15 protein-coding genes and 2 pseudogenes are annotated in these 26,217 nt (G+C 75.5%); 12 read left to right on the top strand and 5 right to left on the bottom strand.

The window, feature by feature from the left end:
- Nucleotides 1-87 precede the first annotated feature (87 nt).
- The 3 genes from ACFYWQ_RS20090 to ACFYWQ_RS20080 all read right to left on the bottom strand — a co-directional run bounded on the left by ACFYWQ_RS20090 (nucleotide 88) and on the right by ACFYWQ_RS20080 (nucleotide 3,518).
- Nucleotides 88-588, bottom strand: coding sequence for a metallophosphoesterase family protein (locus ACFYWQ_RS20090; RefSeq protein ID WP_389518160.1), 501 nt, complete (start codon nucleotides 586-588; stop codon nucleotides 88-90).
- Nucleotides 589-651: 63 nt separating this feature from the next.
- On the bottom strand, nucleotides 652-1,023 hold the full coding sequence (locus ACFYWQ_RS20085; RefSeq protein WP_389518159.1) for a DUF6479 family protein: 372 nt from the start codon (nucleotides 1,021-1,023) through the stop codon (nucleotides 652-654).
- Between the two features lie 50 nt (nucleotides 1,024-1,073).
- Nucleotides 1,074-3,518 carry a SpoIIE family protein phosphatase gene (locus ACFYWQ_RS20080; protein ID WP_389518158.1) on the bottom strand — a complete coding sequence of 815 codons (2,445 nt, stop codon included), beginning with the start codon at nucleotides 3,516-3,518 and terminating at the stop codon, nucleotides 1,074-1,076.
- A 572-nt stretch (nucleotides 3,519-4,090) separates the two neighbouring features.
- Between ACFYWQ_RS20080 and lanKC the strand changes: the two genes are divergently transcribed.
- From lanKC to ACFYWQ_RS20060, 4 genes are all read left to right on the top strand, one after another.
- Nucleotides 4,091-6,856, top strand: coding sequence for a class III lanthionine synthetase LanKC (lanKC, locus tag ACFYWQ_RS20075; protein WP_389518157.1), 2,766 nt, complete (start codon nucleotides 4,091-4,093; stop codon nucleotides 6,854-6,856).
- Nucleotides 6,857-6,912: 56 nt separating this feature from the next.
- Nucleotides 6,913-7,029 (top strand): SapB/AmfS family lanthipeptide, encoded by a 117-nt coding sequence (locus ACFYWQ_RS20070; protein ID WP_389518156.1) that lies wholly within the window; start codon nucleotides 6,913-6,915, stop codon nucleotides 7,027-7,029.
- Nucleotides 7,030-7,115: 86 nt separating this feature from the next.
- A complete protein-coding gene (locus ACFYWQ_RS20065) occupies nucleotides 7,116-8,876 on the top strand; it encodes an ATP-binding cassette domain-containing protein (RefSeq protein ID WP_389518155.1) in 1,761 nt (586 codons plus the stop codon).
- Nucleotides 8,877-9,382: 506 nt separating this feature from the next.
- A complete protein-coding gene (locus tag ACFYWQ_RS20060) occupies nucleotides 9,383-11,311 on the top strand; it encodes an ATP-binding cassette domain-containing protein (protein ID WP_389518335.1) in 1,929 nt (642 codons plus the stop codon).
- Here the strand turns inward: ACFYWQ_RS20060 and ACFYWQ_RS20055 are convergent.
- Nucleotides 11,234-11,815, bottom strand: a pseudogene (locus ACFYWQ_RS20055) (LuxR C-terminal-related transcriptional regulator); the annotation flags it as partial. The gene ACFYWQ_RS20060 and the pseudogene ACFYWQ_RS20055 sit on opposite strands and share 78 nt — an antisense overlap.
- Before the next feature lie 220 nt (nucleotides 11,816-12,035).
- Here ACFYWQ_RS20055 and ACFYWQ_RS20050 point away from each other — a divergent pair.
- Nucleotides 12,036-14,241: pseudogene (locus tag ACFYWQ_RS20050) on the top strand (PP2C family protein-serine/threonine phosphatase).
- A 592-nt stretch (nucleotides 14,242-14,833) separates the two neighbouring features.
- Here ACFYWQ_RS20050 and ACFYWQ_RS20045 read toward each other — a convergent pair.
- A complete protein-coding gene (locus ACFYWQ_RS20045) occupies nucleotides 14,834-16,219 on the bottom strand; it encodes a S1 family peptidase (RefSeq protein WP_389518154.1) in 1,386 nt (461 codons plus the stop codon).
- A 1,083-nt stretch (nucleotides 16,220-17,302) separates the two neighbouring features.
- On the opposite strand from ACFYWQ_RS20045, the gene ACFYWQ_RS20040 reads away from it, so the two are divergent.
- The 7 genes from ACFYWQ_RS20040 to ACFYWQ_RS20010 all read left to right on the top strand — a co-directional run bounded on the left by ACFYWQ_RS20040 (nucleotide 17,303) and on the right by ACFYWQ_RS20010 (nucleotide 26,193).
- Nucleotides 17,303-17,518: a type A2 lantipeptide gene (locus ACFYWQ_RS20040; protein WP_385063904.1), complete on the top strand. Its 216-nt coding sequence runs from the start codon at nucleotides 17,303-17,305 to the stop codon at nucleotides 17,516-17,518.
- 75 nt (nucleotides 17,519-17,593) lie between these two features.
- Nucleotides 17,594-18,400, top strand: coding sequence for an HlyD family efflux transporter periplasmic adaptor subunit (locus ACFYWQ_RS20035; RefSeq protein WP_389518153.1), 807 nt, complete (start codon nucleotides 17,594-17,596; stop codon nucleotides 18,398-18,400).
- Entirely contained in the window at nucleotides 18,397-20,625 is a 2,229-nt protein-coding gene (locus tag ACFYWQ_RS20030; protein ID WP_389518152.1) for an NHLP family bacteriocin export ABC transporter peptidase/permease/ATPase subunit, read from the top strand. Before ACFYWQ_RS20035 ends, ACFYWQ_RS20030 begins: the two co-directional genes overlap by 4 nt.
- Before the next feature lies 1 nt (nucleotide 20,626).
- Nucleotides 20,627-23,443, top strand: coding sequence for an NHLP bacteriocin export ABC transporter permease/ATPase subunit (locus tag ACFYWQ_RS20025; RefSeq protein WP_389518151.1), 2,817 nt, complete (start codon nucleotides 20,627-20,629; stop codon nucleotides 23,441-23,443).
- 160 nt (nucleotides 23,444-23,603) lie between these two features.
- A complete protein-coding gene (locus ACFYWQ_RS20020; RefSeq protein WP_389518150.1) occupies nucleotides 23,604-24,605 on the top strand; it encodes a Ppx/GppA family phosphatase in 1,002 nt (333 codons plus the stop codon).
- Between the two features lie 47 nt (nucleotides 24,606-24,652).
- A complete protein-coding gene (locus tag ACFYWQ_RS20015) occupies nucleotides 24,653-24,835 on the top strand; it encodes a hypothetical protein (protein ID WP_389518149.1) in 183 nt (60 codons plus the stop codon).
- Nucleotides 24,836-25,185: 350 nt separating this feature from the next.
- Nucleotides 25,186-26,193, top strand: coding sequence for an iron-containing redox enzyme family protein (locus tag ACFYWQ_RS20010; protein WP_389518148.1), 1,008 nt, complete (start codon nucleotides 25,186-25,188; stop codon nucleotides 26,191-26,193).
- Nucleotides 26,194-26,217 lie beyond the last annotated feature (24 nt).

Genomic DNA, 26,217 nt, shown 5'->3' with positions numbered 1-26,217 from the left:
GCGGGAGGCAGCCGCGCCGGCGAGCAATAACCGGGCCGGCGGGCGGTGGCCGGGGTCGGCGGGCGGTGGCTGGGGGCCGGCGGGGTCTCAGCGTGGTGGCAGCCGGTGCAGGACGACGTCCGTCAGGCGGCCGTCGTCCACCGCCGCCGTCAGGTAGGTGCAGTGCGGCTGGCGGCGGCGGTCGGTCGGGGACCCCGGGTTGAGCAGCCGCAGTCCGCCGGGGGCGGTGGTGTCCCAGGGGATGTGGCTGTGCCCGAAGACGAGCACGTCCAGGCCGGGGAAGCGGGCGGCGCAACGGGCCTCGCGGCCCTGGGCGGGACCGGTCTCGTGGACGACGCCGAAGCGCAGCCCGCCCAGGTCGGCGTAGGCCACCTCCGGGAGCCGGGCCCGCAGGTCCGCGCCGTCGTTGTTGCCGTGGACGGCGAGGAGCCGGCGGCTGCGGCCCTCCAGGAGGTCGAGGGTGGCCGTGTCCACCCAGTCCCCGGCGTGGATCACCACGTCGGCGCGCGGGACCTCGTCGAGCAGCGGCGCGGGCAGGGCCTTGGCGCGCTTCGGGAGGTGGGTGTCGGACATCAGCAGCAGGCGCACGCCCTCAGCGTACGGCCGCGACGGCGGGCGGCCGGGAACCACGTCAGGGGGTCAGGGTCAGGGTCAGCGGGTACCGGGTCCGCCGCTGCCGAACGAGCCGCTGGAGCCGGCGTCCCAGCGCGGGCGGCTCTGGTCGTCGCTGTCGCGGCCGCCGGTGGGACGCAGCTCGTGCGGGGTGAGGCGCTCGCCGTCCGCCGAGCGCGGCATCTCGTTGGGTTCGCGGACCTGACGGGTCTCGCGGACCGGGCCGGAGGCCGGCAGATGCGGCTGTTCGTGGGGCCGGGGCGGTGCGGGTTCGCTCCTGCGGACCCGGAAGCCGAGCCGGAAGGCCCAGATCAGGCCGCCCACAAGAGCGACGCCGACCACGACGAAGGCGACGGTGGCCAGCACGGACGGGCCGGTGGCCGCCAGGTGGGCAGTGGCAATGGTGTCCATGGACCGCGGGTACCCTGCCCGCCCCCGTGGACACGTGCGCGCGTCCTGGCTCACTCCCCCGCCGGAAGCTCGCACCACACCTGCTTGCCGCCGCTGACCGGCACCGTTCCCCAGGTGTCGGACACGGCCTCCACGAGGAGGATGCCGCGTCCGCCGGTGGCCTCCCAGCCGGGGTCGGTCGGCTGGACGGGGGTGCGCGGCGAGGTGTCGGTGACGGCGACGCGCAGCCGGTGGTGGATCAGGGTGAGGTCGAGGCGGACCTGGCCGTCGGTGTGCACGAGCGCGTTGGTGACGAGCTCGGAGACGACGAGCAGGGCGGCGTCCATGGCGTCGTCGGAGACGCCCCAGGCGCGCAGGGTGCGCCGGGTGAAGCGGCGGGCGTGCCGGGCGGCCTCGGGCACCCGCCACACCGTCCAGCCCTCGCGCAGCGGCCGTACGGCCATGCCGTCGTAGCGCAGCAGGAGCAGGGCCACGTCGTCGCCGCGGTGGGCGTCGCCGAGGAGGGCGTCGGCGACCAGGCCCAGGTGTGCGGGGTCGGAGACGGACAGTCCGTGGGCCAGTCGCTCCATACCCCTGTCCATGTCGGACGCGGCGGACTCCACCAGCCCGTCGGTGGTCAGGGCGAGGACGGTACCGGGCAGCAGCCGCAGCGGGGTCATCGGGAAGTCTGCTTGCACGACCACGCCGAGCGGGGGGCCGCCGTCGGTCTCGGCGATGTCGGTGGAGCCGTCCGGGTGACGCAGCACGGGCGGCGGGTGCCCGGCGCGCACGCACCAGGCGGTGCCGGTCTCCAGGTCGAGATCGACGTAGCAGCAGGTGGCGAAGAGGTCGGTCTCCAGCTCCAGCAGGAGCCGGTTGGCGTGCGCGACCACCACGTCCGGGGGGTGGCCCTCGGCGGCGTAGGCGCGCAGGGCGGTTCGCATCTGGCCCATGAGGGTGGCGGCGGCGGTGCTGTGGCCCTGGACGTCGCCGATGACGAGGGCGACGTGGTGGTCGGGCAGCGGGATGACGTCGTACCAGTCGCCGCCGACCTCCAGGCCGGCGGTGGCGGGCAGGTAGCGGGCGACGGCGACCGCGCCGGGGAGCTTCGGCAGGCGGCGCGGGAGCAGCTGGCGCTGGAGCATGCCGACGAGTTCGTGCTCGGCGTCGAAGGCGCGGGCGCGCATCAGGGCCTGTCCGGCGAGGCCCGCGGAGGCGGTGAGCAGGGCGCGTTCGTCGGGGCCGAAGTCGTGCGGGGTGTCCCAGCCGATGAGGCAGGCGCCGGCCGTGCGGCCCGCGGCGGGCAGCGGCAGGACGGCGAGGCCGCCGGGGCCGACCTCGGCGAGGGCGGGTTCCAGCGCGGTGCCGGCGGGCCAGATCCGGGCGCGGCCCTCGCGGAGGGCGGCGGCGAGGGTCGGCATGGCGCGCACCGGCGCGTCGGGCCACTCGGTGCGCCACTCCCGGCGCCACAGCTCGGGCCAGGCCTCGGGTTCGGGCGGGTCGAGGACCGTGACGACGAGGCGGTCGTTCTCCAGTTCGGCGAGGGCGATCCGGTCCGCCCGCAGGGGGACGCGCAGGGAGGAGACGACCGCCCGGCCGACGTCGCGGACGGTGCTCGCGGTGGCGAGCGCGGCGGCCAGACGCTGCACGCGGGCCACGTCGGTGACGGCGGAGCGCAGGGTGGAGGCGTCGGCGACGGTGCCGACGAGACGGGCGGCGTGGCCGTCGCCGGCGGGCACGGACCGGCCGCGCAGCCGCAGCCACCTGGGCGGGCCGTCGGGTTGCAGCACGCGGAACTCCAGCTCGCGCTCCCCGACCGACAGATGGTCCGCCTCGACCACGGACATCAGGGAGGGCAGGTCCTCCGGGACGGTGAGGCCGAGCAGGGTCTCCACCCGGCCGTCGAAGGCGTCCCGGCCGAGGGCGAACAGCTCCAGGACCCCGTCGCCGACGTCGACGCGTCCGGTGTCGACGGCGAGGCTGAAGGCGTTGGCGGGCAGTTCGCCGCCCTCGGGCGGCGCGGCGGGCACCGGCGGGGTGACGGCCTCGGCGACGAGCGCCAGACAGTCCCGGTCGTCGCCGCCGAAGCCGCCGGGCCGCTCGCTCACGGCGAGCAGGCAGCCGCCGGCACCGTCGTGCACGGGCAGGACCGCCAGGTGGACGTCCCGGGTGGCGCCGCGGCGCGGCTCGACGCCGTCGGCGGGGTCGCCGGGGCCCAGCCACAGCGGCCGTCCGTCCCGGTGGACGCCGGCGACCGGGGAGTGCCCGTCGGCCGGGTAGCTCTCGCGCAGCCCGTACAGGGTCCTCGGGACGCCGGCCGACTCCACGAGGCACAGCAGTGTGCCGCCGTCGGCGGGGGTGTAGACGGCGGCGAGGGTCGCGCCCGCGAAGACGAGCGCCTGTTCGAGGACGCGCCGTACCCGTTCGGGCGAGGCGGGGTCCGCCGCGATCGTCTCCAGGGCGACCTCGGCACGCAGCGCCGCCGTTCCGCGCTCCGCAGCACCCTGACCGACCACGTCCGTATTACAGCGCTTGTGGGACGGTCTCGCAGCCCCTGCGACCTTCCGGCGGAGATCGGGGGGGCGGCGCGGGCCTCGGGAGAGGTCCCGGGAGGGGCGGGGCGCGGCCGCGGGAAAGGTCCCGGGAGGGGCGGGGCGCGGCCGCGGGAAAGGTCCCGGGGGGCGGGGGCGCGGCCGCCGGAAAATCCCGGGGGGCGGGGCGCGGGCAGCGGGAGAGGTCCCGGGGGGACCGGGCGCGGGCGACGCCCGAGAACCCGTGCGGGTCGCGCGGAAAGCGCCGGGACAGGCGACCCGAGGCGCCGAAGGCACCCCCACGAGCCGCCGAAAACGCCCCCACGGCGGCACGAGCCACCGAAAACACCCCCAACAGCCAGCACGAGCCACCGAAAGCACCCCCCACAGGCGGGACGAGCCACCGAAAAACACCCCCCACAAGCGGGACGCGGCTCGAAAGGAGCCGAACATGTCTTTACTCATGCGTTCCGCACGGCGATCTCGTGACAGGCGGGACTGTCCGCCACCCGCGCCCCGCTGGAAGTCTCGTGGCCGGGCCACGAAGGGGGGACACGATGGACGCGCGGTACGAGGTGTACGCGCTGGCGGACGCGCACTTCTACGAGACGCCCGACCGGCTCGCCGGTGCCCGGGAGGACGCGCCGCTGTACGCGGCGGCGCGCCGGGCGGTGCCCGAGGGCTGGGAGGCGGCACGGATCGGCGACTGGCTGGCGCTGACCCCGCTCGGCCCGGACGGGACACCGGCCCCGGCTCCGGCCCAGGGCTGGAAGATCCACGCGTCGGCCACCCGGGTGAACGCGGAGGAGATCGCGGCGGCCGTGTGGGACTACTGCGTGCCGCGCCGCGTCCCGTTCAAGTTCCTGCCGGGCCCGCACCTGCTGCACCTGCGCAACACCAAGTACGCGGCCCGTGACGGCAGCGGCAAGTTCGTCACCGTCTACCCGGCCGACGAGGAGCAGCTGCACACGGTGCTGGTCGAGCTCGGCGCGCTCCTGAAGGGCTTCGAGGGGCCGTACGTCCTCACCGACCTGCGCTGGGAGGACGGCCCGCTCTACGTCCGCTACGGCGCGTTCGCCCGGATGTTCGTCGTGGACGAGCGGGGCTCGCTGGTGCCGGCGGTGCGCGACGGCGGGGGACGGCTGGTGCCGGACCGGCGGGCGCCGTCCTTCCAGGTGCCCGCCTGGGTGACGCTGCCCGCGTTCCTGGAGCCGCACCTGGCGGCCCGCAACACCACGACCGTGGGCGAGCTGCCGTACCGCATCGAGAAGGCGCTGCACTTCTCCAACGGCGGCGGCGTCTACGCGGGCACCGACACCCGCGACGGGCGCAAGGTGGTGCTCAAGGAGGGGCGCCCGCACGCCGGGCTGGCCTCGGACGGCGCCGACGCGATCGCCCGGCTGGAACGGGAGAAGCAGGCGCTGGAGGCGGTCGCGGGCACCGGGGTGGTGCCCGAGGTGCGGGACTGGTTCGCGCTCGGCGACCACCGCTTCCTGGTCATGGACTTCGTCGAGGGGCGGCCGCTCAACTGGTTCTTCGCCGAACGGCACCCGCTCCTCACGCAGGACCCCGATCCCGCGGCCGTCGCCGCGTACACGGCGTGGGCGGTGCGCGTCCACCGGGCGGTGGAGCGGGCGGTGGAGAAGGTGCACGCACGCGGGATCGTCTTCAACGACCTGCACGTCTTCAACATCATGGTCGCCCCCGACGAGGAGTCGGTGTTCCTCATCGACTTCGAGGCGGCGGCCCCGGCCCACGAGAGGGGCCGCCAGGTGGTGGCGCACCCCGGCTTCTTCGCCCCGCCGGACCGCCGGGGCGCCGACGTCGACCGGTACGCGCTGGCCTGTCTGCGGCTGGCCCTGTTCCTGCCGGTCACCACGTTGTTCGTGGTCGACCGGGGCAAGGCGGCGCACCTCGCCGAGGTGATCGCGCGGCAGTTCCCCGACGTGCCGGAGGACTTCCTGGCCGAGGCGGTCGCGGAGATCACCCGGGCACCGGCCGGCGGCGGGCCGGTAGCGGTTGCGCCTACGGCCGGCGGACCGGTCACGGATACGCCCACGGCCGGCGGACCGGTCACGGGTACGCCCACGGCCGGCGGACCGGTCACGGGTACGCCCACGGCCGGCGGGCCGGTCACGGGTACGCCCACGGCCGGCGGGCCCGTGCCGGCGGCGCCGCACTCCCGGGTCGAGCCCGGTGACTGGCCGCGCAGCCGGGACTCCATGGTCGGGGCGATCCTCGCGTCGGCGACCCCGGACCGCGACGACCGGCTCTTCCCCGGGGACGTCGCCCAGTTCTCCGACGGCGGCGGGCTCGGCCTCGCCCACGGCGCCGCGGGCGTGCTGTACGCGCTCGCCACGACCGGCTCCGAACGCTACGAGGAGGGCGAGCGCTGGCTGCTTGAGCGCACCGCGCCCGCCCCGGCGGGCACACCGCTCGGCCTGTACGACGGGCTCGCGGGCGTCGCCCACGTCCTGGAACTCCTCGGCCATCGGCAGCGCGCCCTGGACCTGGTCGAGGGCGTCCTGCGCGAGCGCTGGCAGCGCCTCTCCCCCGACCTGCACGGCGGGCTGGCCGGCCTCGGCCTGGTCCTCGGACACCTCGCGGACACGACCGGCGAACGGGAGCTGCGCGAGCGGGCCGCCGACGCCGCCGGCATCCTCGTGGAACGCCTCGCCGAACCGGCCGCGCCCCGGCGCCGGGCCGGACTGCTGCGCGGCGCGAGCGGCCCCGCGCTGTTCCTGCTGCGGCAGTACGAGGCGACGGGGGACCGAGCGCTGCTGGACGCGGCCGCGGGCGCCCTGCGCCGGGACCTGGAACGCTGCGTGCGGCGCGACGGCGGTGCGCTGGAGGTCGACGAGGGGTGGCGGACCATGCCGTACCTCGGCGACGGCAGCGTGGGCGTGGGGGCGGTGCTCGACGAGTACCTCGCGCACGACCGGGACGCCGCGGACGGCTTCGCGCCGGACCGGGACGGCATCGTCACCGCCGCCACCTCGCGCTTCTACGCGCAGCCCGGTCTCTTCCAGGGCCGCGCCGGAATGATCCTGCACCTCGCCCGCACCACCGCGCCCGGCGCGACGCGGGACCGGCTGGACCGGCAGATCGACGGGCTGGGCTGGCTCGCCATGACCTACCGGGGCCGGCTCGCCTTCCCCGGACACCAGATGATGCGGCTGTCCATGGATCTCGCCACCGGCACCGCGGGCTGCCTGCTCGCGCTCTCGGCCGCCCTCGACGAGGGCACCGGCGCCCATCTGCCCTTCCTCCCGCCGCCGCACCGGCGGCCCACTGACGCGGCTGCGCCACGTACGGAGCCGTGACCCCACCCCGTCCCCACGGGACGATCATCCGATCGAACGGACGAAAGGACATCACCATGGCCCTGCTCGACCTGCAGACGATGGAATCCGACGAGCACACCGGCAGCACCGGCGCCAGCACCGTCAGCCTGCTGTCCTGCATCAGCGCGGCGAGCGTCCTGCTCTGTCTCTGACGGGCACCGCATGACCGACGCCCCGGGCGGCTCACCCGTGAGGGAGGGCCGCCCGGGGTCCGTCCGCCCGAGGAAGGACACCCCCGGTGGAGCCGACCACGCCGGCGAGGCCGACCACGCCGACCGCCCGTGAGCTGCTCGGTGCGGCGACCCGGCACAGCGGGCCGCACTGCGTGGCCCTCTGCCTGGCGAGCGTGACGGCGACGGGTGCCGGACTGCTGCTGCCGGCCGCCCTGGGCCGCGCCCTCGACCTGCTGCTCGCACACGGCCCGGCGACCCGCTGGGTCCTGGCCTGCGCGGGCCTCGTCCTGCTGCTGACCCTGCTCGACGGGTGCGAGACCGTGCTCGGCGGCACCGTCGACGCCCGCAGTACCGCCTTCCTGCGCGACCGGACGACCGGCCACGTCCTGGCCGTGGGTCCCCGCCTCACCCTCCGCTTCGGCCCCGGCGACCTCGTCGCCCGCCTCGTCGGCAACGCCGCCCAGGCCGGCACGGCGCCCACCGCCCGCGCGGCACTGCTGGCCGCGCTCGCCGGACCCGTCGGCGCGGTGGTGGCGCTGGCCCTGATCGACCCGTGGCTCGCGGCCGTGTTCCTCACCGGCGCCCCCGTCCTCGCCCTCCTGCTGCGCGGCCTCGCCCGCGACACCGCCTCCTGCGTGGCGGACTACCAGCGCGTCCAGGGCCGGATCGCGGCCGCGCTCGCCGAGGCGGTCGCCGGCGCGCGCACCATCCGCGCGGCCGGTACGGCGGACCGGGACACGGCACGTGTCCTGCGGCCGCTGCCCGAGCTGGGCCGGGCGGGCCGGCGCATGTGGCACGTGCAGGGGCGGGCCGCGGCGCAGGCCGTCGCCGTGGCCCCGCTGCTGCACCTCGGGGTGGTCGCGGTGGCGGGCCTCCTCCTCGCCCGGCACCGCGTCTCCGCGGGCGACGTCCTCGCCGCCTCCCGCTACGCCGTCCTCGCCGGCGGCGTCGGCGTGCTGGTCGGCCGGGTCTCCGGCCTGGTCCGCGCCCGTACGGCGGCCGATCGCCTCGCCGAGGTACGGGCGCACCCGGCGCCCGGGTACGGCGAGCGGAGCCTCCCGCCGGGCGGGCCGGGGCGGCTGGAGCTGCGCGGCGTGACCGCCCGGCGCGGCGGGCGCACCGTGCTCGACTCCGTGGACCTCGTCGTGCCCGGCGGGACGGCCCTGGCCGTCGTGGGCCGCTCGGGCTCGGGCAAGTCGCTGCTGGCGGCGCTGGCCGGCCGGCTCACCGACCCGGACGCCGGGGAGGTCCTGCTGGACGGCGTCCCCCTGCCGGCCCTCTCCCGGTCCGGCCTGCGCACGGCGATCGCGCACGCCTTCGACCGCCCCGCTCTCCTCGGCACGACCGTCGGGGACACCATCGGCCTCGGTCTACCCCGCCCCTGCCCCGCCCGGGTCCGGGAGGCGGCGCGCACGGCCCGCGCGGACGCCTTCGTCCGCCGCCTGCCCGACGGCTACGCCACCCCTCTCTCCCGGGCCCCGCACTCCGGCGGCGAGGCCCAACGCCTCGGTCTGGCCCGCGCCTTCGCCCAAGGAGGCCGTCTCCTGGTCCTCGACGACGCCCTCTCCAGCCTCGACACGGTCACCGAGCACCAGGTCACCGAGGCCGTGTTCGGCACCGCCGGCGGCACCCGGCTGGTGGTCGCCCACCGCGCGGCCACGGCCGCCCGCGCCGACGCGGTGGCCTGGCTGGACGGGGGCCGGGTGCGGGCGGTCGGGCCGCACACCGAACTGTGGCGGGACCCCGCGTACCGGGCGGTGTTCGCACCGGCCCCGGCGGAACCGGACGCCGTCGGGCCCCCCGACGGTACGGAGCCGATCCGGTGAGGGCACGGGGGACGGGCGACCGGGCACCCCGGGAGACCGGCGGCGCGGACACCCCGACACCACAGGAGCCCCACCGCACGACGACAGCACCGCAGGACATCCCCCACCCCGGCGCCCCGACACCGCAGCATGCGGACAGCGCGGGCGACCCGGCGCCACAGGGGCCCCGCCGCGCGGCAACAGCACCGCAGGAGATCCCCCACCCCGACACCCCGGCACCACAGGACACCCCGACACCGCAGCATGCGGACAGCGCGGGCGACCCGACGCCACAGGGGCCCCGCCGCGCGGCAACAGCACCGCAGGAGATCCCCCACCCCGACACCCCGGCACCACAGGACACCCCGACACCGCAGCACGCGGACAGCGCGGGCGACCCGGCGCCGTACGCGCCTCGTCCTGCGGCCGCGGCACCGGAGGAGGACCGCGCCGCGGACACGGCGGTGCGGGCTCACCGCGTGGCCGGCCCCGCAGCGCGCCGGACCGTTCGTCCCGGCCGTGGTGGCCTGGACGGCCCGCTCCGTCACCGGGCGGTGCGGTTCCTGCGGGCCCGCCCCCGGGTGCTGCTGCGGCTCGCGGGCTGGTCCGTGCTGGAGGCCGGGCAGACGTTCCTGCTCGGGTACGCCCTGGCGCGGGCGCTGGACGGGGGGTTCCTGAGCGGGCGGGCCGCCGTGGGGCTCGGGTGGCTGGCGGTGGCCGGCGCCGGGGTGCTGGTGGGCGCGTACGGGACCGGGCGGGTGTACCGGGCCGTCGCGGCACTGGTGGAGCCGCTGCGGGACCGGCTCGTCACGCGGGTGGTGGGGCGCGGGGTGCGGGAGGGGGACGGCGGGGCGCTGTCCGGGCTCACCCAGCAGGTGGAGATCGCCCGGGACACCTTCGCGGGCCTGGTGATGGTCGCCCGGTCGTTCCTCTTCACCTCGGCGGGCGCCCTGGCCGGCCTCTTCGCCCTCGCTCCCCCGCTGCTCCTGGTGGTCCTGCCCCCACTCGCCGCCGGAGTCGGCCTGTTCGCGGCGACGCTGCGGCCGCTCGCGCGACGCCAGGAGGAGTTCCTGGCCGCCGACGAGGCCCTCGCGGAGCGCCTGGGTGTCGTCTGTCCGGGGCTGCGGGACGTCTCGGCCGCCGGCGCGGAGGACCGGATCGCCGCGCACCTCGCCGAGGCGGCCGGCGCCGAGCTGCGGGCGGCCCGCTCGCTGGCCCGCTGGGGCGTCATCCGCGTCGTGTGCCTGGCGCTCGGCGGCCACGTGCCCGTCGTCCTGCTCCTCGCGGGCGCCCCTTGGCTCCTCGCCCACGGCACGACCCCCGGCGCCCTGGTCGGCGCCCTCGCCTACGTCACCCAGTCGCTCCTCCCGGCCCTCAGCGGCCTGATCCACGGCCTGGGCACGAGCGGCTCCCGGCTGACCGTGGTGCTCCGACGACTGGCGCCACCCGGTGAACCGGCCGGATCCCCCGGCGAGCCGGCCGGATCCCCTGCCGAGCCGACCGGATCCCCTTTCGAGCCGGCCGACCGCGCGCCCGCCCTCCCCTTCCCGCGGCCGGCCGCCCCCGCGGACGTCACACCCCCGCGGCCGGCCGCACCCGCCCTCTCCCTCACCTCCGTCACCTTCGCCTACGGCCCCGCCTCCGCGCCCGTCGTCGACGACGTGAGCCTCGAACTCCCGGCCGGCGGCCATCTGGCCGTCGTGGGGCCGAGCGGGAGCGGCAAGTCCACGCTGGCCGGGCTGGTCGCCGGGCTGCTGGATCCGGGGCGGGGCGAGGTGAGGGTGGGCGGACGGCCCGTGGCGGAGGCGGCCGGGTGGCGGGTTCTGGTACCGCAGGAGGCGTACGTGTTCGGCGGGACCCTCGCCGAGAACCTCGCGTACCTGCGGGCGGACCCGGTGCCCGGGGACGAGATGGTGGCCGCGGCCGAGGCGGTGGGGCTCGCCCCGCTGCTGGAAGGGGTCGGCGGGCCGCAGGGCGTCGTGGACCCGGCGGCGCTGTCCGCGGGCGAGCGCCAGTTGATCGCGCTGACCCGCGCCTATCTGTCGCACGCCCCGCTCGCCCTGCTGGACGAGGCGACCTGTCACCTGGACCCGGAGGCGGAGGAACGGGCGGAGCGGGCCTTCGCCGGGCGGCCCGGCGGCACGCTCGTGGTCGTGGCGCACCGGATCAGTTCGGCGCGGCGCGCGGAGCGGGTGCTCGTCATGGACGGGCCGCGCTCGGCGTACGGGACGCATGCGCAGGTGCTGCGGCGGTCCGCGCTCTACCGTGAGCTGGTCGGCCGGTGGGAGCCCTCCTCACAGCCAGCCCTGCCCCTGCGAGATGCGGATGGCGTCGACGCGGTTGCGGGCCCCGGTCTTGCGGGTGATGGCCGCCATGTAGTTGCGCACGGTCCCGTGGGACAGGTGCAGGCTGCCCGCGATCTCCGCGACGGAGGCGCCCTCGGCCGCGAGGGTTAGCACGCTCAGCTCCCGCCGGGTGAGCGGCATCTCGGCGGCCCTGAGGAAGCCGAAGCCGAGCGACTCACTGACGAATCGTTTCCCCCGGGCGACCTCGCGAATGGCGCGCAGCAGCTCCTCCGGCGCGCCCGCCTTGTCGACGTAGCCGAGCGCCCCCGCTTCCAGGGCCCGTTTCAGCAGTCCGGGCCGGTTCGCGGTGGCGAGGACCAGCAGGCGCGGCACCGTCTGGCCGGTGCCGCGGGGACACAGGTCGCCCAGGGGCGGTATGCCGTACGTGTCCGGGCAGTCCAGGTCGGCCGCGCACAGATCGGGCCGCACGGACCGGACGCGGCCGGCCGCGCTGCGCCACGGTGTGTCGTCCACCCGCAGGTCGGGCTGCCCGGACAGCCACTGCGCGAGGACCGATCGCACCAGACACCCGTCGTGCACGAGAAGTAACCGGATCACTGCCCGTCCCTTCGCTCGGCTGTTCCGCCGGTTCCGTGGTGGTGTGAGCGTGCCCATTGTTGGGTCCCGGGACCGTTTCCCGGCCGCGGAGAACCGGCCACGGGGAGGCGCGGGGGCGCACGTACGGCGCCCGTACGCCGCCGCGCGCATCGATCAGGGGGGCATGGCCGTCCATGGACGGGGTAAACGTCGGCGCCGGTCGTGGGGCCCCTCGCCGTGCGCGCCGGGCCGTCCGGGGGCAGATTTGGTTCCTGGTACCGCGCGTCCGGGCGAGGAGGTGGTCGCCGTGTCCGACGGACAGCGGTCCGGGCCTCCGCCCACGCCCGTCGGGGCCTCCGCCGGCCGGCCGGTGATGTCGTCGGCGCTGACGGCGATGCTGGACGCCGTCGGGGCCCACTCGGGCGCCGTCTACCTGTGCCGCGGTGACGAACCGGTGCTGGAGATGGCGGTGATGGCGGGGCTGGCCAGGTCGTTCGCGGCGCCCTGGGAACGCGTCGGGCTGAGCGCGCCGATCCCGGTCGCCGAGGCGGTCCGCGAGCGGCGGCTGGTCTGGGTGGGCGGCGAGGAGGAGATGGCCCGCCGCTATCCGCGGATCGCCGTCGTCCTGCCGTACCCCTTCGCGCTGGCCGCGCTGCCGGTGGCGACCGACGTGAAGGTGTACGGCGCGGTCTTCGTGACCTGGCCCGGCTCCCATCCCCCGGAGCTGTCCGACCGGGAGCGGCAGCAGCTGGAGGTGGCCTGCGACCGGCTCGCGCTGCGGCTGGAGCGGGCCGCGGCGGAGAACCGGCCGGTGCGCGCCGAGACCCGTCCGCTGGACACGGGGCCGGTCGGTGGCGTCGCCGACTCCCTGGGCTCGGTGGAGGCGGCGCGGATGGTGGCGCGGCTGCCGTACGGACTGGTCGCGCTGGATCTGCACGGGCGGGTGGCGTTCGCCAACGCCGCCGCGGCCGACCTGCTGGGCGTGCCGGTGAGCGACCTGATGGGCGTGCAGCTGTGGGCGTCCGTGCCGTGGCTCAACGATCCCACGTACGAGGAGCGGTACCGGGCGGCCCTGCTCAGCCAGGGCGTCACGTCGTTCGTGGCACTGCGGCCGCCCTCCGACTGGCTGTCGTTCCGGCTGTACCCGTCGACGACCGGGCTCAGCGTACGGGTCAGCCGGGCGCCCGGGGTGGCGCAGACCCGCCCGGCCGGACGCGGGCTGGGGGACGCGCCGGCCCGGCTGGTGTCGATGTCGCAGGCGCTGAGCCTGGCCGGGGCGCTCACCGAGACGGTGAGCGTGCGGGACGTGGTGCGCCTGGTGGCGGACGAGATCGCCCCGGCCGTGGGCAGCCGGGCGCTGGCGCTGCTCGGTGCGCGGGCGGGGCGACTCCAGGTGCTGGGGCACCACGGTTACCGCGACGCGCGGGTGGTGGAGCGGTTCGACGGGATGCCGCTGTCCGCCCCGGTGCCGAGCGCGCACGCCGTGTCGCACGGGGTGCCGGCGTTCTTCGACTCGCGGCAGCATCTGGAGCGCCTGTACCCGGCGCGGTACGCCACCCCCGACGGCTTCGCCGCCTGGGCCTATCTGCCGCTGATCGCCTCCGGCCGGCCGGTGGGGGTCTGTGTGCTGGCCTACCCCGAGCCGCGCACCTTCCCCCCGCACGAGCGCGCGGTGCTGACCAGCATGGCCGGGCTGACCCGCGCAGGCCCTGGACCGGGCGCTGCTCTACGACGCCAAGCACCGGCTGGCCCACGGGCTCCAGGCGGCGCTGCTGCCGCACTCGCTGCCGCGTCTGCCCGGCATCGAGGCGGCCGCCCGCTATCTGCCCGCCACGCGCGGCATGGAGATCGGCGGCGACTTCTACGACCTGGTCCCCTCGCGGCCGCTCCCCGCGGCCGTGATCGGGGACGTCCAGGGCCACAACGTGACGGCGGCGGGGCTGATGGGCCAGCTGCGGACCGCCGTACGCGCGTACACGACGGTGGGTCAGGAACCGGCGGAGATCATGAGCAGCACCAACCGGCTGCTGATCGACCTGGGCGCCGACCTGTTCGCCAGCTGCCTCTACCTGCGGCTGGACCCCGGGCGCGGGCGGGCGGTGATGGCCAGGGCCGGGCATCCGCCGCCGTTGCTGCGGCGGCCGGACGGACGGGTGCGCGTCCTCGACCTGGCGGGCGGTCCCCTGCTCGGCATCGACGGCGGGGCGACGTACACGGCCACGGAGGTCGACCTCTCCCCCGGCTGTGTGCTCGCCCTCTACACGGACGGGCTGATCGAGTCACCGGACGTGGACATCGAGGACGCGGTCGCCGGGCTGGGCCGACGGCTCGGCGAGGCCGGGGACCTGCCGCTGGAGGAACTGGCCGACGGACTCGTGGGGCACCGCGCGGCGGCGGAGGAGCGGATCGACGACGTGGCGCTGCTGTTGCTGCGGGCGAGCGGGGACGACCGACGGCGGGGGCCTGGCGCCCGGGAGAGGGACGGGGTGTCAGGCGGCGGGTGAGTGACGGGATGTCAGGCAGCTGGAGTGACGGGTTTTCAGGCGCCGGGGTGAGTGACGGGTTGTCAGGTGCTCGGAAACCCGCCGGTCCGGCCCTCCCGCCGGAGGGCCGGACCATGCCACCGATCGGCCGGGAACCGCTGGTGAGGCCGATCGGCGGTCCGTGCCGGGAGCCCGGCGCCGTGGGGTCACGCCGGGAGCCCGGTGCCGTGGGCCGCGCACCGGCAACTCGGTACCGCGGGTCCACACCGGCGGCCCGGTAACCCGGGTCCGCTCGACCGGCGATCCCGCCGGTCCCGTCCGGCTGGCTGACGGGCCCGTACGGCCCGGCCCCGCCGCGGCTGCCGGTCCCGGTGCGGCGGGCTCGGCTGCCGGGCCGTGCGGCCCGCAGCGAACCGTACGGCCCGCGGCGAACCGCGCGGCTGGTGCCGTGGCTGCCGGACGCGGCGGTTCCCGCCCGGCTGCCGGACTCGTACCGTCCCTGCGGCCGCCGGCCGCCGGCCTCCGCCTCATCCGCCCGGCCGGCCGGCCACCGGACTCGTACGGCCCGTGCGGCCGCCGGCCTGACTCGGCGGCTCCCGCTCCGCTGCCGGAGTCAGTGGGTCTCGGTCAACCCGGAGTCCCCGGCGCCGGCGTCCTCGTAGCCGGCCCCGTACCCGGTCTCCTGACCGGCCTCCTCGCCCGTCTCCTGACCGGCGTCCTCGCCGCCGGCCTCCTCACCCGCTCCTGCCTCCTCACCGGCGCCCGCACCGGCCTCGTCGCCCGCACCTGCCTCATCGCCGGCGCCAGCCTCCTCCTCGCCGGCGCCCGCACCGGCCTCGTCACCGGCACCGGCCTCCTCGCCCGCGCCCGCGTCGTCGCCGGCGGCCGCGTCGCCGAGGGTGGCGCCGACGGCCTCCAGGGCGGTGGTCACCGGCTGGAAGAAGGTCTCGCCGCCGACCGTGCAGTCGCCGCTGCCGCCCGAGGTGAGGCCTATCGCGAGGCCGTCCTGGGTGAAGAGGGAGCCGCCGCTGTCGCCGGGCTCGGCGCAGACGTCGGTCTGGATCAGCCCGGTGACGGTGCCCTCGGGGTAGTTGACGGTGGCGTCGAGCCCGAGCACCTGGCCGTTGGCGAGCCCGGTGGTGCTGCCCATGCGGAAGACCTCGGCACCGACCGTCGCCTCGGCGGCCTCGGTGATCTGAACGGTCTGCTCACCGATGTTGACCTCGCTCGGGGCGACCGTGGCCGGGTCGTCGTACTTCACGAGGGCGAAGTCGCCGTCGCCGGGGAAGACCGCCTGGTCGACGGTGGCGATGGGCTCGCCGTCCTGGGCGTCGGACCACTGCTCGGCCGCCACCCCGCAGTGACCCGCCGTCAGGAAGGCCGGGGTGCCGTCGCCCGCGGTGACGTTGAAGCCGAGGGAGCAGCGCGCTCCGCCGCCGAAGATGGCGTCGCCGCCGGAGGCGAACGTCTTGAAGGTGCCGGCCGACTTCTTGAGGGTGGCCGTGTCCGCGCCGAGGCTCTGGACGGTGGTCTCGAGCTGGTCCCACTTGCCGCCGGTGACCGTGGAGTCGGCGGTGACGAGGATCCGGTTCGTCCGGGGGTCGACCGCCCACGAGGTGCCCGCGATGGTCGCCTCGGCCTTCAGGGTCTGGGCCGCCGCCTCGAGTTCGGCGGTGCTGTTCTCCACCTCGCGGACCTCGGCGCCGGCCTTCTTGGCCTGGATGATCACGTTGTTGTCGTCGCCGGAGACGTTGACGACGAGCTGCTGCTGGTCGGAGTCGTAGTACGAGCCGGCGAAGGCGTCGCCGAGCAGGTCCGCCAACTGCGCGGCGAGGTCGGGGGCGTCGGACGCCTTCAGGGTGGTGGGCGCCGCGGCGGCGCCGGTGTCGCCGTCCTGGGAGGCGTTGGCGTAGGGGATCAGGAGCGCCGCCGCTCCGAGCGCCGCGACGCCGCCCACCGCGAACGCGGCCTTGCGCTTCGGAATTCGCTTGTGACTCAAACTACTCGACCTCCTGGGGGACGGGGTCTGGCTGCCGGGGGTCGGCAGCTCCGTACAGCGGCGCCTGGTTGCCGGTTGGTACGCAGGGGGCGCGGGGCGCGTTCAACTCCGCGCGCCGGCTTCCGCCCGGCGATCGTGAATCGGCCATGACCGGCTTCCGGGGTCCGAGTCCGGGGAGGAGTCGCCCATATGACGACTACGACCGTGGAAGCCGACAAGATCCTTTCCATCGGCTTCGCGCTCCCGGGGGCCTACGCCGGACGGACCGTCAACGTCCCGTGCGGCGACCGGGCGATGCCGCGTCCTCCCTGGTCATGGGCCATGCACTCAAGGGGGGAGGGCTGTCGAGGGCGGCTCCGGCGGCGGCCGCGGGTCCCGCCGCCGCGATCGCCGGGCCGGCCGCCGGGGGGGGGGCGGTCGTGACGATGACGGCAGTGCGGCGGTCCGCGTCGTCGCGGCGGGCGGCGTCGGCGCGGATGGCTTGATCGCAGCGGTCCTTGCGGCACCGGGCCGCCGGGCGGCGGAGGCGGAGAGCGCGCCTGCGGCCGGGCCGCCGAGTGGTTCACCCGGCGCGGACGGACACGGCGGACACCGGCGCCGGGCTGCTCACCGCCACTCCACCGGCACGATGAGTGACCGGCCGACCGCGTTCCATGGCGCTCCGTAGCGGAATCCTCGCTTCAGCAAATCTGCACATCGAATGCCCGAGTGGGTCACGCGGAGCGGGGGTTCTGCACAACTGCGCGGTGCCGCGCACGTCATTGGGGCGGGAGTGTCTGATTCGCCTCGCCGGCTCCCGCCGACCGTCCGGGCGAACCCCGCCCGTGGTGTGAAGAAGTCGCCGACAAGCCGTGCCGGAGCCTGCACGGTTTCCCTCGGCTGTGACGCAAGTTGCCTGGTGGGACGGGTGAGTGACTGGATGTGTCGGCGTCGTACCTGCTTTGATCCATCGCACCGCAGGGCCGCGAAGGGCCGCCGGAGACGGCGCCCGGCAACCCGGCACCCGCGGGCCGCGGCCGTCATCTGTCCCCAGAGGGGGCCGCTCCCCCCTTGTGAGATATCCATATGAAGGGAAGTTCCACCATGAACTCCACCCCCCAGGTTGAGACCGTCGAGATCTCGGACGCGGACCTCGACAACGTCTCCGGCGGCCTGTCCGTGAACGCCCTGGGCACCGTCACCGGCCTGGTGGACGGCATCGCCCCGGTCACCGGTCTGGTCGACACGGCCGTCGGCACCGTCGAGGGTGTCACCGGCCTGAACACCGCCCCGGTCACCAACCTGGTCGCCGGTCTCTGATCGCGCCCTGGTGATCCCCTTGAGTCCCGGAGCCGTCCCCCGGCTCCGGGACTCTCGGACGTTGAGGGAAGTCCCTTGCAGTTCCGCCAACAGGCCCTCGCCAAGCTCCAGTCGCCGGAGGAACTCGACCTGCCGGTGCGTTTCGCCCGCCCCCAGGGCTGGCTGGTGCTGTCCGTGACCGTGGCTGCCCTCGCGGCGGCGTCCGTGTGGGCCGTGACCGGCTCGGTGGCGTCCACGGTGAGCGCACCGGCCGTCCTCACCCACGGCGAGGGCAGCTACATCCTCCAGAGCCCCGCGGCCGGCCAGGTCACCGCGGTCCTCGCCGAGGAGGGCGAACGGCTGGCCGCCGGCTCCCCCGTGCTGAAGGTCCGCACCGCCGAGGGCGACACCGTGGTGCGCACGGTCGCCGCGGGCCGGATCACCGCGCTCGCCGCCAGCATCGGGCAGATCATCTCCACCGGCGCGAACGTCGCCGCCGTGGAGAAGGTCGCCCACGCCGACGACCCGCTGTACGCGACGGTGTACGTCCCGGCGCAGAACGCCGCCTCGATCCCCGAGGACGCGGCCGTCGACCTGACGGTGCAGACCGTGCCGTCGCAGCAGTACGGCGTGTTGCGCGGCCATGTGGAGTCGGTGGACCGCACCGCCCAGTCGGCGCAGCAGATCGCGGCGTTCCTGGGCGACAGCCAGCTCGGCGAGCAGTTCACCGAGGACGGCCGCCCGGTGGCGGTCCTGGTCCGCCTCGACACCTCCGCGTCGACCGAGAGCGGTTACCGCTGGTCCTCGGCGGACGGGCCGCCGTACGCCCTCACCTCCATGACCATGGCCACGGGTTCGATCCGGCTGGCCGATCAGCGTCCCGTCGATTGGCTGCTTCCGTGACCACCGCCCAGGACTCCCCGACCCGTGGCAGGCGCCGGGCCGCGCCGCCCCGGCGTACCGTCCCCAAGGGGCGGGCGAAGACCGTCCGCACGCCCACGGTGCTCCAGATGGAGGCCGTGGAGTGCGGGGCCGCCTCCCTCTCCATGGTGCTCGCCCACTACGGCCGGCACGTCCCGCTGGAGGAGCTGCGGATCGCCTGCGGCGTCTCCCGGGACGGCTCGCGCGCGAGCAACCTGCTGAAGGCGGCGCGCGGTTACGGTCTGACCGCCAAGGGCATGCAGATGGACCTGGCCGCCCTCGCCGGGGTGCGGGCACCCGCCATCCTCTTCTGGGAGTTCAACCACTACGTCGTCTACGACGGCATGGGCCGCCGCTTCGGCCGGCGGGGCGTCTTCGTCAACGACCCCGGCAAGGGCCGCCGGTTCGTGTCCGTGGAGGACTTCGACGGCAGCTTCACCGGCGTGGTACTGGTGCTGGAGCCGGGCGAGGGCTTCGAGCGGGGCGGACGCCGGCCGGGTGTGCTGGGCGCGATGCCGGCCCGGCTGCGCGGCACCGCGGGCACCCTGCCGGCCGCCGTCCTGGCGAGTCTGCTGCTCGTCCTGGTGGGCGCGGCCGTCCCGGCGCTGAGCCGCACCTACATCGACATGTTCCTGATCGGCGGTCAGACCTCGCTGCTGGACGTGCTGTTCGCGTCCATGGGCGCGTGCGTGCTGTTCACGGTCGCCCTGACCTGGCTCCAGCAGGCCAACCTCCACCACGGCCGCATCATCTCCTCGACGCTGTCCAGCGCCCGCTTCCTGCGCCACCTGCTGCGGCTGCCGGTGACCTTCTTCTCCCAGCGCAGCCCGGCCGACCTGGTGCAGCGTCTCCAGTCGAACGACGCCGTCGCCGAGACCCTGGCCCGCGACCTGGCGTCGGCGGGCGTGGACGCGGTGGTCGTCGTGCTGTACGCCGTGCTCCTCTACACCTACGACCCGGACCTGACCTTCGTCGGCATCGGCGTGGCGCTGCTCAACATCGTCGCCATGCGGATCGTCATCCGGCTGCGCGCTACCCGTACCGCCAAGCTGCGCGCGGACAACGCGCGGCTGACCAACACGGCGTACACCGGGCTCCAGCTGATCGAGACGATGAAGGCGACCGGCGGTGAGGACGGCTACTTCCGCAAGTGGGCCGGGCAGCACGCGACCACGCTGGAGGAGCAGCAGCGGCTCGGGGTGCCGAGCGCCTGGCTGGGCGTGGTCGCGCCGACGCTCGCCACGCTGAACAGCGCGCTGATCCTGTGGATCGGCGGGGTCCGGGCGATCGAGGGGCACATCTCGGTGGGCCTGCTGGTCGCCTTCCAGGCCCTGGTCACCCGGTTCACCGCTCCGCTGACCCGCCTCAACGGCGTGGCGGGCCGCATCCAGGACTTCGCGGCGGACGTGGCCCGGCTCAAGGACGTGGAGAACTTCCGCACCGATCCGCTGTACGAGCGCCGGACCGGCGCCGACTCCACGCGCCGGCTGCACGGCCACATCGAACTCCAGAACGTCACCTTCGGCTACAGCCCCCTCGACAAGCCCCTGCTGACCGGCTTCGACCTGAGCGTCGGGCCCGGGCGGCAGGTGGCGCTGGTCGGCGGCTCGGGCAGCGGCAAGTCGACGGTGTCCCGGCTGATCTCCGGGCTGTACACGCCGTGGGAGGGGGTGATCCGCATCGACGGACAGCGGCTGGAGGACATTCCCCGCGGGGCCCTCGCGTCCTCCGTCTCCTTCGTCGACCAGGAGGTGTTCCTCTTCGAGGGCAGCGTCCGCGACAACGTGGCGCTGTGGGACCCGTCCGTCCCGGACGACGCCGTCGTCGACGCGCTGCGGGACGCGGCCCTCTACGACGTCGTGATGCGCCGGCCGGGCGGCATCCACAGCAGGGTCGAGCAGGACGGCCGCAACTTCTCCGGCGGGCAGCGCCAGCGCCTGGAGATCGCGCGGGCGCTGGTGCGCCGGCCCAGCATCCTCGTGCTCGACGAGGTCACCAGCGCGCTCGACGCGGAGACCGAGCTGGTGGTCATGGACAACCTGCGCCGGCGCGGCTGCGCCTGCGTGGTGATCGCCCACCGGCTCAGCACGGTGCGCGACAGCGACGAGATCGTCGTCCTCCAGCACGGCACGGTCGTGGAGCGCGGACGGCACCAGGAACTCGTCGCACAGGGCGGCGCGTACGCGGCGCTGGTCAGGGAGCGGTGAGATGACGTCCGTCGACGAAGGCGACATGGTGCTCGCCGCGCTGGGGCAGCTGGGCACGCGGCTGGACCTGGCCGGCTCCGGCCGCCTGGACCTGGAGGGCCCGCAGGTGCTGTGGCTGGTCGCGGCCGGGGCGCTGGACCTGTTCGCGGTGGACGCCGGGCAGCAGGGCCACTGGCACCACCTCGGCCGGCTGGAGGCGGGCGCGCTGCTGCTCGGCCCGGTGACGGGAGCGCAGCACACGCTGGTGGCGCGCCCGGTCCGGGACTGCGTGGTGCACCGCATCGGGCTGCGCGAGCTGTACCAGCCGGCGCACACCCAGACCTGGTCGTACGACGAGTACGGCACCCCGCAGTACGTGCCGCCCGCCACCAGCCCGCTGGAGTACGCGCTCGCCCTGGGCGTCGGCCGCGGGCTGTCGGTCCTCTTCCAGGCGCCGACGGCCGGCGAGCAGGCGGCGCGGACGACCGACGACGACGTGTTCTGGATGCAGGTGCCGCCCGGCAGCGTCCAGTACGGCTCGCTGTACGGCGCGGAGGCCGCCGCCGACCTGTTGATGGACCCGGCGGTGTGGCAGTCCATGGTGGACCAGCAGTACCGCCTGCTGACCACGCTGGACCGCTGGATCGAGCAGCTGGAGCGCACTCACGAGACCCGGACGGCCGCCGGGATCAAGGCCGGTGAGGCGGTCCGCGCCCAGGCCGACCGGACCCTGCTGGCGTCGATCGGCCGCAAGGGGGGTCCGCGCGCGACGGCCGCGGACGTGGACGCCACCTTCGCCGCGTGCCGTCTGGTCGCCCGGGCCGCCGGGATCGCCCTGGTGGAGCCCACGCGGTCCGGCGCCGGCAACGACCGCCTGGACCCGGTCGAGCAGGTCGCCCTCGCCTCCCGGGTGCGCACCCGCGCCGTCCGCCTGGACGGCCGCTGGTGGCGGGACGACGTCGGCCCGCTGGTGGGTCACCGGGCCCTGTCGGGGGCACCGGTCGCGCTGCTGTGGCGGCGCGGCGGCTACGTCGCCGTCCATCCCGCGACCGGGCGGGAGACGCCCGTGGAGAAGGCCAACGCGGAGGAGTTCGAGCCGCGGGCGGTCATGTTCTACCGGCCGCTGCCCGAGCGGAGCCTCGGACCGCTCGGGCTGTTGCGGTTCAGCATGCGCGGCACCGGCGGCGACCTGGCGAAACTGCTGCTCAGCGGGATCGTCACGGTGGCGATCGGGGCGCTGGTGCCGATCGCCACCGGCAAGGTGCTCGGCGAGTACGTGCCGAAGGCCCAGGAGGGCCCGATCGTGCAGATCTGTCTGGCCGTCATGGTCAGCGGCGTGGTGACGGCGGCGTTCCTGCTGTTGCAGAACCTGACCATCCTGCGCCTCGAAGGGCGCATCGAGGCGACGTTGCAGCCGGCCGTGTGGGACCGGCTGCTCAGGCTGCCGACGAAGTTCTTCACCGAGCGCTCCACCGGTGAACTGGCCGGCGCGGCCATGGGCATCAGCGCGATCCGCCGCCTGATGGCGGGCCTCGGTCCGTCGGTGGCGCAGTCGGTGACCGTCGGGGCCGTGAACCTGGGGCTGCTGCTGTGGTACAGCGTGCCGATGGCGCTGGCGGCGATCGGGATGCTGGTGGTGGTCGCCACGGTGTTCCTGGGGCTGGGGCTGTGGCAGGTGCGCTGGCAGCGGCGGCTGGTGGCGCTCTCCAACAAGCTGAACAACCAGGCGTTCCAGACCCTGCGGGGCCTGCCGAAGCTGCGGGTGGCCGCCGCCGAGAACTACGCCTACGCGGCCTGGGCCGAACGGTTCGCCCGCAGCCGTGAGCTCCAGCAGCGGCTCGGCCGGATCAAGAACCTCAACAGTGTGCTGGGCTCGGTCTACCTGCCGCTGTGCTCGCTGCTGATGTTCATGCTGCTGGCCGGCCCGGCGCGCGGGGCGCTGTCGGCGGCGGAGTTCCTCACCTTCAACACCTCGGTGACGATGCTCCTCACCTCGGTCACCTCGCTGACCGGCGCGTTCGTGTCGGCGGTGGCGGCGCTGCCGCTGTTCGAGGAGATCCGTCCCGTGCTGGAGGCGACGCCCGAGGTGCGTGCGGCGAGCACCCGGCCGGGCCCGCTGTCCGGCGCGGTCGAGGCCCGGCGGCTGTCGTTCCGCTACTCCGACGACGGCCCGCTGGTCCTGGACGACGTGTCCTTCGAGGTGCGTCCGGGCGAGTTCGTGGCGATCGTCGGCCCGAGCGGCTGCGGCAAGTCCACCCTGCTGCGGCTCCTCATCGGCTTCGACCGCCCGGTCTCGGGGAGCGTGCTGTACGACGGGCAGGACCTGGCGGCCCTCGACCAGTCGGCCGTACGCCGTCAGTGCGGGGTCGTCCTCCAGCACGCGCAGCCGTTCACCGGTTCGATCCTGGACGTCATCTGCGGCACGGGGGCGTACACGCCGGAGGAGGCGATGGCGGCGGCCGAGATGGCGGGGCTCGCGGAGGACATCAAGCGGATGCCGATGGGCCTGCACACGATCGTCGCGGGCAGCGGATCGGTCTCGGGCGGCCAGCGCCAGCGGCTGATGATCGCCCAGGCACTGATCCGCCGGCCGCGCATCCTCTTCTTCGACGAGGCGACCAGCGCCCTGGACAACGACACCCAGCGCACGGTCATCGAGAGCACCCGCAAGCTGCACGCCACCCGGATCGTGATCGCCCACCGGCTGTCGACGGTCATGGACGCCGACCGGGTCGTCGTCATGGAGAACGGCAAGGTCGCCGAGCAGGGGCCGCCCGCCCAGCTGCTCGCGGACGCGGGCGGCCGGCTGCACGAGCTGGTGCGGCGGCAGCTGACCTGAGCCGGCGCCGGCGGCCGCCGCGGCGCGCGCCGGCCCCGCGCGTCCGCCGCCCCGGGACCGCTCACGGAACGGCTCCCGCGGGGCGTCGTGCGCCCCCGGCGCGGCGTGCGCCCCCCGCGCGCGCGGGAATGAGGGCGCGCCCCTGGGTACTCGCCCGTCCATGAGAATCAGCGTGCTGGACGTGGGATCCAACACTGTGCGGCTGGTCGTGGCCGACGCCGAGGACGGCGTGCCGTTGCCCGTGCACACGGCCAAGTGGCGGCTGCGGCTGTCCGAGCAGGTCAAGCCGGGCGAGCCCATTCCCGAGGGGGCCGTCGACCAGCTCGTGGGGGCGGTCGCCGCCGCGAGCCGCACCGCGACCCGGTGGGGGGCGACGAGCCCGCTGGCGTTCGCGACCGCCATGGTGCGCAACGCGCCGAACCGGCGGCAGGTGCTGCGCACCGTCCGCGCCGGCACCGGTGTGCCGCTGTGCACCCTGCCGGGCGAGGTGGAGGCCGAGCTGAGCTTCCTCGGCGCCCGCCGCTGGATGGGCTGGCGTTCGGGGCCGCTCGCGCTCATGGACATCGGGGGCGGCTCGTTCGAGGTGGCGTTCGGCCGCGGCCGGCTGCCGGACTTCGTGGCCTCGCTGCCGCTCGGGGCCGCCCGGCTGACCCACGAGTTCTTCGGGGACCAGGACCCTCCGGCCCCCCAGCAGGTGCGTGCGCTGCGCCGCAAGGTGCGCCACCAGCTGCGGGACGTGGCCGCCCGGATCCGCTGGGAGGGGCCCCGCACCGCGGTGGTCACCTCGCGCACGTTCCAGCAGCTGGGGCGGCTGTGCGGGGCCCCGCCGGGACGCCACGGCCCGTTCGTCGCCCGCACGCTGGACAGCCGCGACCTGGGCCGGGCGGTCGAACAGCTCGCCGCGCTGCCCGCGGCGGAGCGGGCCCGGCTGCCCGGCATCTCCGCGCCGCGCGCCGCGCAGAGCCTGGCGGGCGCGCTGGTCGGGCACACGGCGATGAAGCTGATCGGCCTGCGGACGGTCACCGTCTGCCCGTGGGCGATCCGCGAGGGCGTGATGCTGCGCCACATCGAGGACGGCGCGTCCTGGTGGGCGGAGGTCGCCCGGCTCGCCGAGGAGGCCGCTCCGCCGGATCCGGTGCCCCTGCTCGCCGCCGCCCACTGATCCGGCGTACCACCCGTCATCCCACACCCGTGAGGAAGGGAGCCATCATGTCCGACGACTCCGAGCGCCACCACGACGGTCCCACGACCGCACTCCAAGAGGTGATGCGGGAGATCGAGGAGGCCGAACTCCGCGCCGACGACCCACGGGCCGAACGCCGCCCGCGCGGCGAGGCCGGCGAGGCCATCACGCCCAACACGCGCGCGGAGGAGGAGTCCCAGGGGGAGTGACCCGGGGGTGACTGCGGGGAGCCGGCCCCGGGGCTGGGCAGAAGCCCCGGGGCCGGCTCCCCGGCTCCCCGGCTCCCCGGCTCCCGGCTCCCGGCTCCCCGGCTCCCGGCTCCCCGGGTCCCAACCGTAGGGGGCTGGCTTCCGACCATATGGCGGCAGGATTCTGACCGTGCGAGGTCAGACCGCGACCATATGAGGGCTGGGTTTGACCGCACAGGAGCCGCGGGCCGTGCGGCCGCGAGCCGTGGGCCGTGGGCGGCCCTCACCCGGGCGGCGGGCCGGCGGCCGGACGGCGCCCGACCGGCGGTACGGCCGGGGATGGCGCCGTCACCTCGGGGTACCCGGCGCGCATGGCACACGAAGGACCACGACTGCCGGCCGCCCGGGGCCCGCTCTCCGGAGCCGTCCGGGCCCACCTGCTGGGCACCGGTCCGCTGCCGCCCGCCGAGGCGGCCGCGGACGCGCACCCGTACGGCGACGACCTCCAGCTGGCCCTGTACCTCTGCTACGAACTGCACTACCGCGGGTTCGCCGGGGTGGGCGCCGACCTGGAGTGGGACCCGGTGCTGCTCGGCGTGCGGGCGGCGCTGGAGCGGCGCTTCCTGGCCGCCCTGCGCGCCGACACCCCGGTGCACGACAGCGTCGACGACGCGCTCGCGGAGCTCCTCGTCGAGCCCGTGGAGGGCGGCGGCGTCTCGCACTTCCTGCGGGACGAGGGTGAGTTGTGGCAGGTGCGCGAGTACGCGGCGCAGCGCTCCCTCTACCACCTCAAGGAGGCCGACCCGCACGCGTGGGTGCTGCCCCGGCTGTGGGGCCGGGCGAAGGCCGCCATGGCGGCGGTGGAGTTCGACGAGTACGGCGGCGGCCGCCCCGACCGCGTCCACGCCCGCCTCTTCGCGAACCTGATGACGGACCTGGGCCTGGACACCGCCTACGGCCGCTATCTCGACGCCGCGTGCGCCGAGACGCTGGCCACGGTCAACCTCATGTCCCTGCTCGGCCTGCACCGCTCCCTGCGGGGCGCTCTCGTGGGGCACTTCGCGGCGGTCGAGATCACCTCCTCCCCCGGCTCCCGGCGGCTCGCCGAGGCGATGCGCCGCACGGGCGCCGGTCCCGCCGCGGCGTACTTCTACGACGAGCACGTCGAGGCCGACGCGGTACACGAACAGGTCGTCCGGCACGAGGTGATCGCGGGCCTGCTGGACGAGGAGCCGCACCTGGCCCCCGACGTCGCCTTCGGCATTGACGTCACCGGCCTGCTGGAGGACCGCCTCGCCGCACGTCTCCTCGCGGCCTGGCGCGCGGGACGCTCCTCGCTCCGCACTCCCCTCAACGCAGAAATGGCCCATATTTCCTGATTGTCCGGGTACTTGGTCGTCGTG

Origin of the sequence: Streptomyces sp. NPDC003247 (genome assembly GCF_042888135.1) — a bacterium.
GTDB lineage: Bacteria > Actinomycetota > Actinomycetes > Streptomycetales > Streptomycetaceae > Streptomyces.
Note: the sequence above shows the minus strand (reverse complement) of the source record. Positions and strands in the feature narration are given on the sequence as shown.

Coding starts and splice junctions, on each gene's coding strand:
- ACFYWQ_RS20085 (WP_389518159.1), bottom strand. CDS start 1,023: ATGGACACCATTGCCACTGCCCACCTGGCGGCCACCGGCCCGTCCGTG.
- lanKC (WP_389518157.1), top strand. CDS start 4,091: ATGGACGCGCGGTACGAGGTGTACGCGCTGGCGGACGCGCACTTCTAC.
- ACFYWQ_RS20070 (WP_389518156.1), top strand. CDS start 6,913: ATGGCCCTGCTCGACCTGCAGACGATGGAATCCGACGAGCACACCGGC.
- ACFYWQ_RS20040 (WP_385063904.1), top strand. CDS start 17,303: ATGAACTCCACCCCCCAGGTTGAGACCGTCGAGATCTCGGACGCGGAC.
- ACFYWQ_RS20025 (WP_389518151.1), top strand. CDS start 20,627: ATGACGTCCGTCGACGAAGGCGACATGGTGCTCGCCGCGCTGGGGCAG.
- ACFYWQ_RS20020 (WP_389518150.1), top strand. CDS start 23,604: ATGAGAATCAGCGTGCTGGACGTGGGATCCAACACTGTGCGGCTGGTC.
- ACFYWQ_RS20015 (WP_389518149.1), top strand. CDS start 24,653: ATGTCCGACGACTCCGAGCGCCACCACGACGGTCCCACGACCGCACTC.
- ACFYWQ_RS20010 (WP_389518148.1), top strand. CDS start 25,186: ATGGCACACGAAGGACCACGACTGCCGGCCGCCCGGGGCCCGCTCTCC.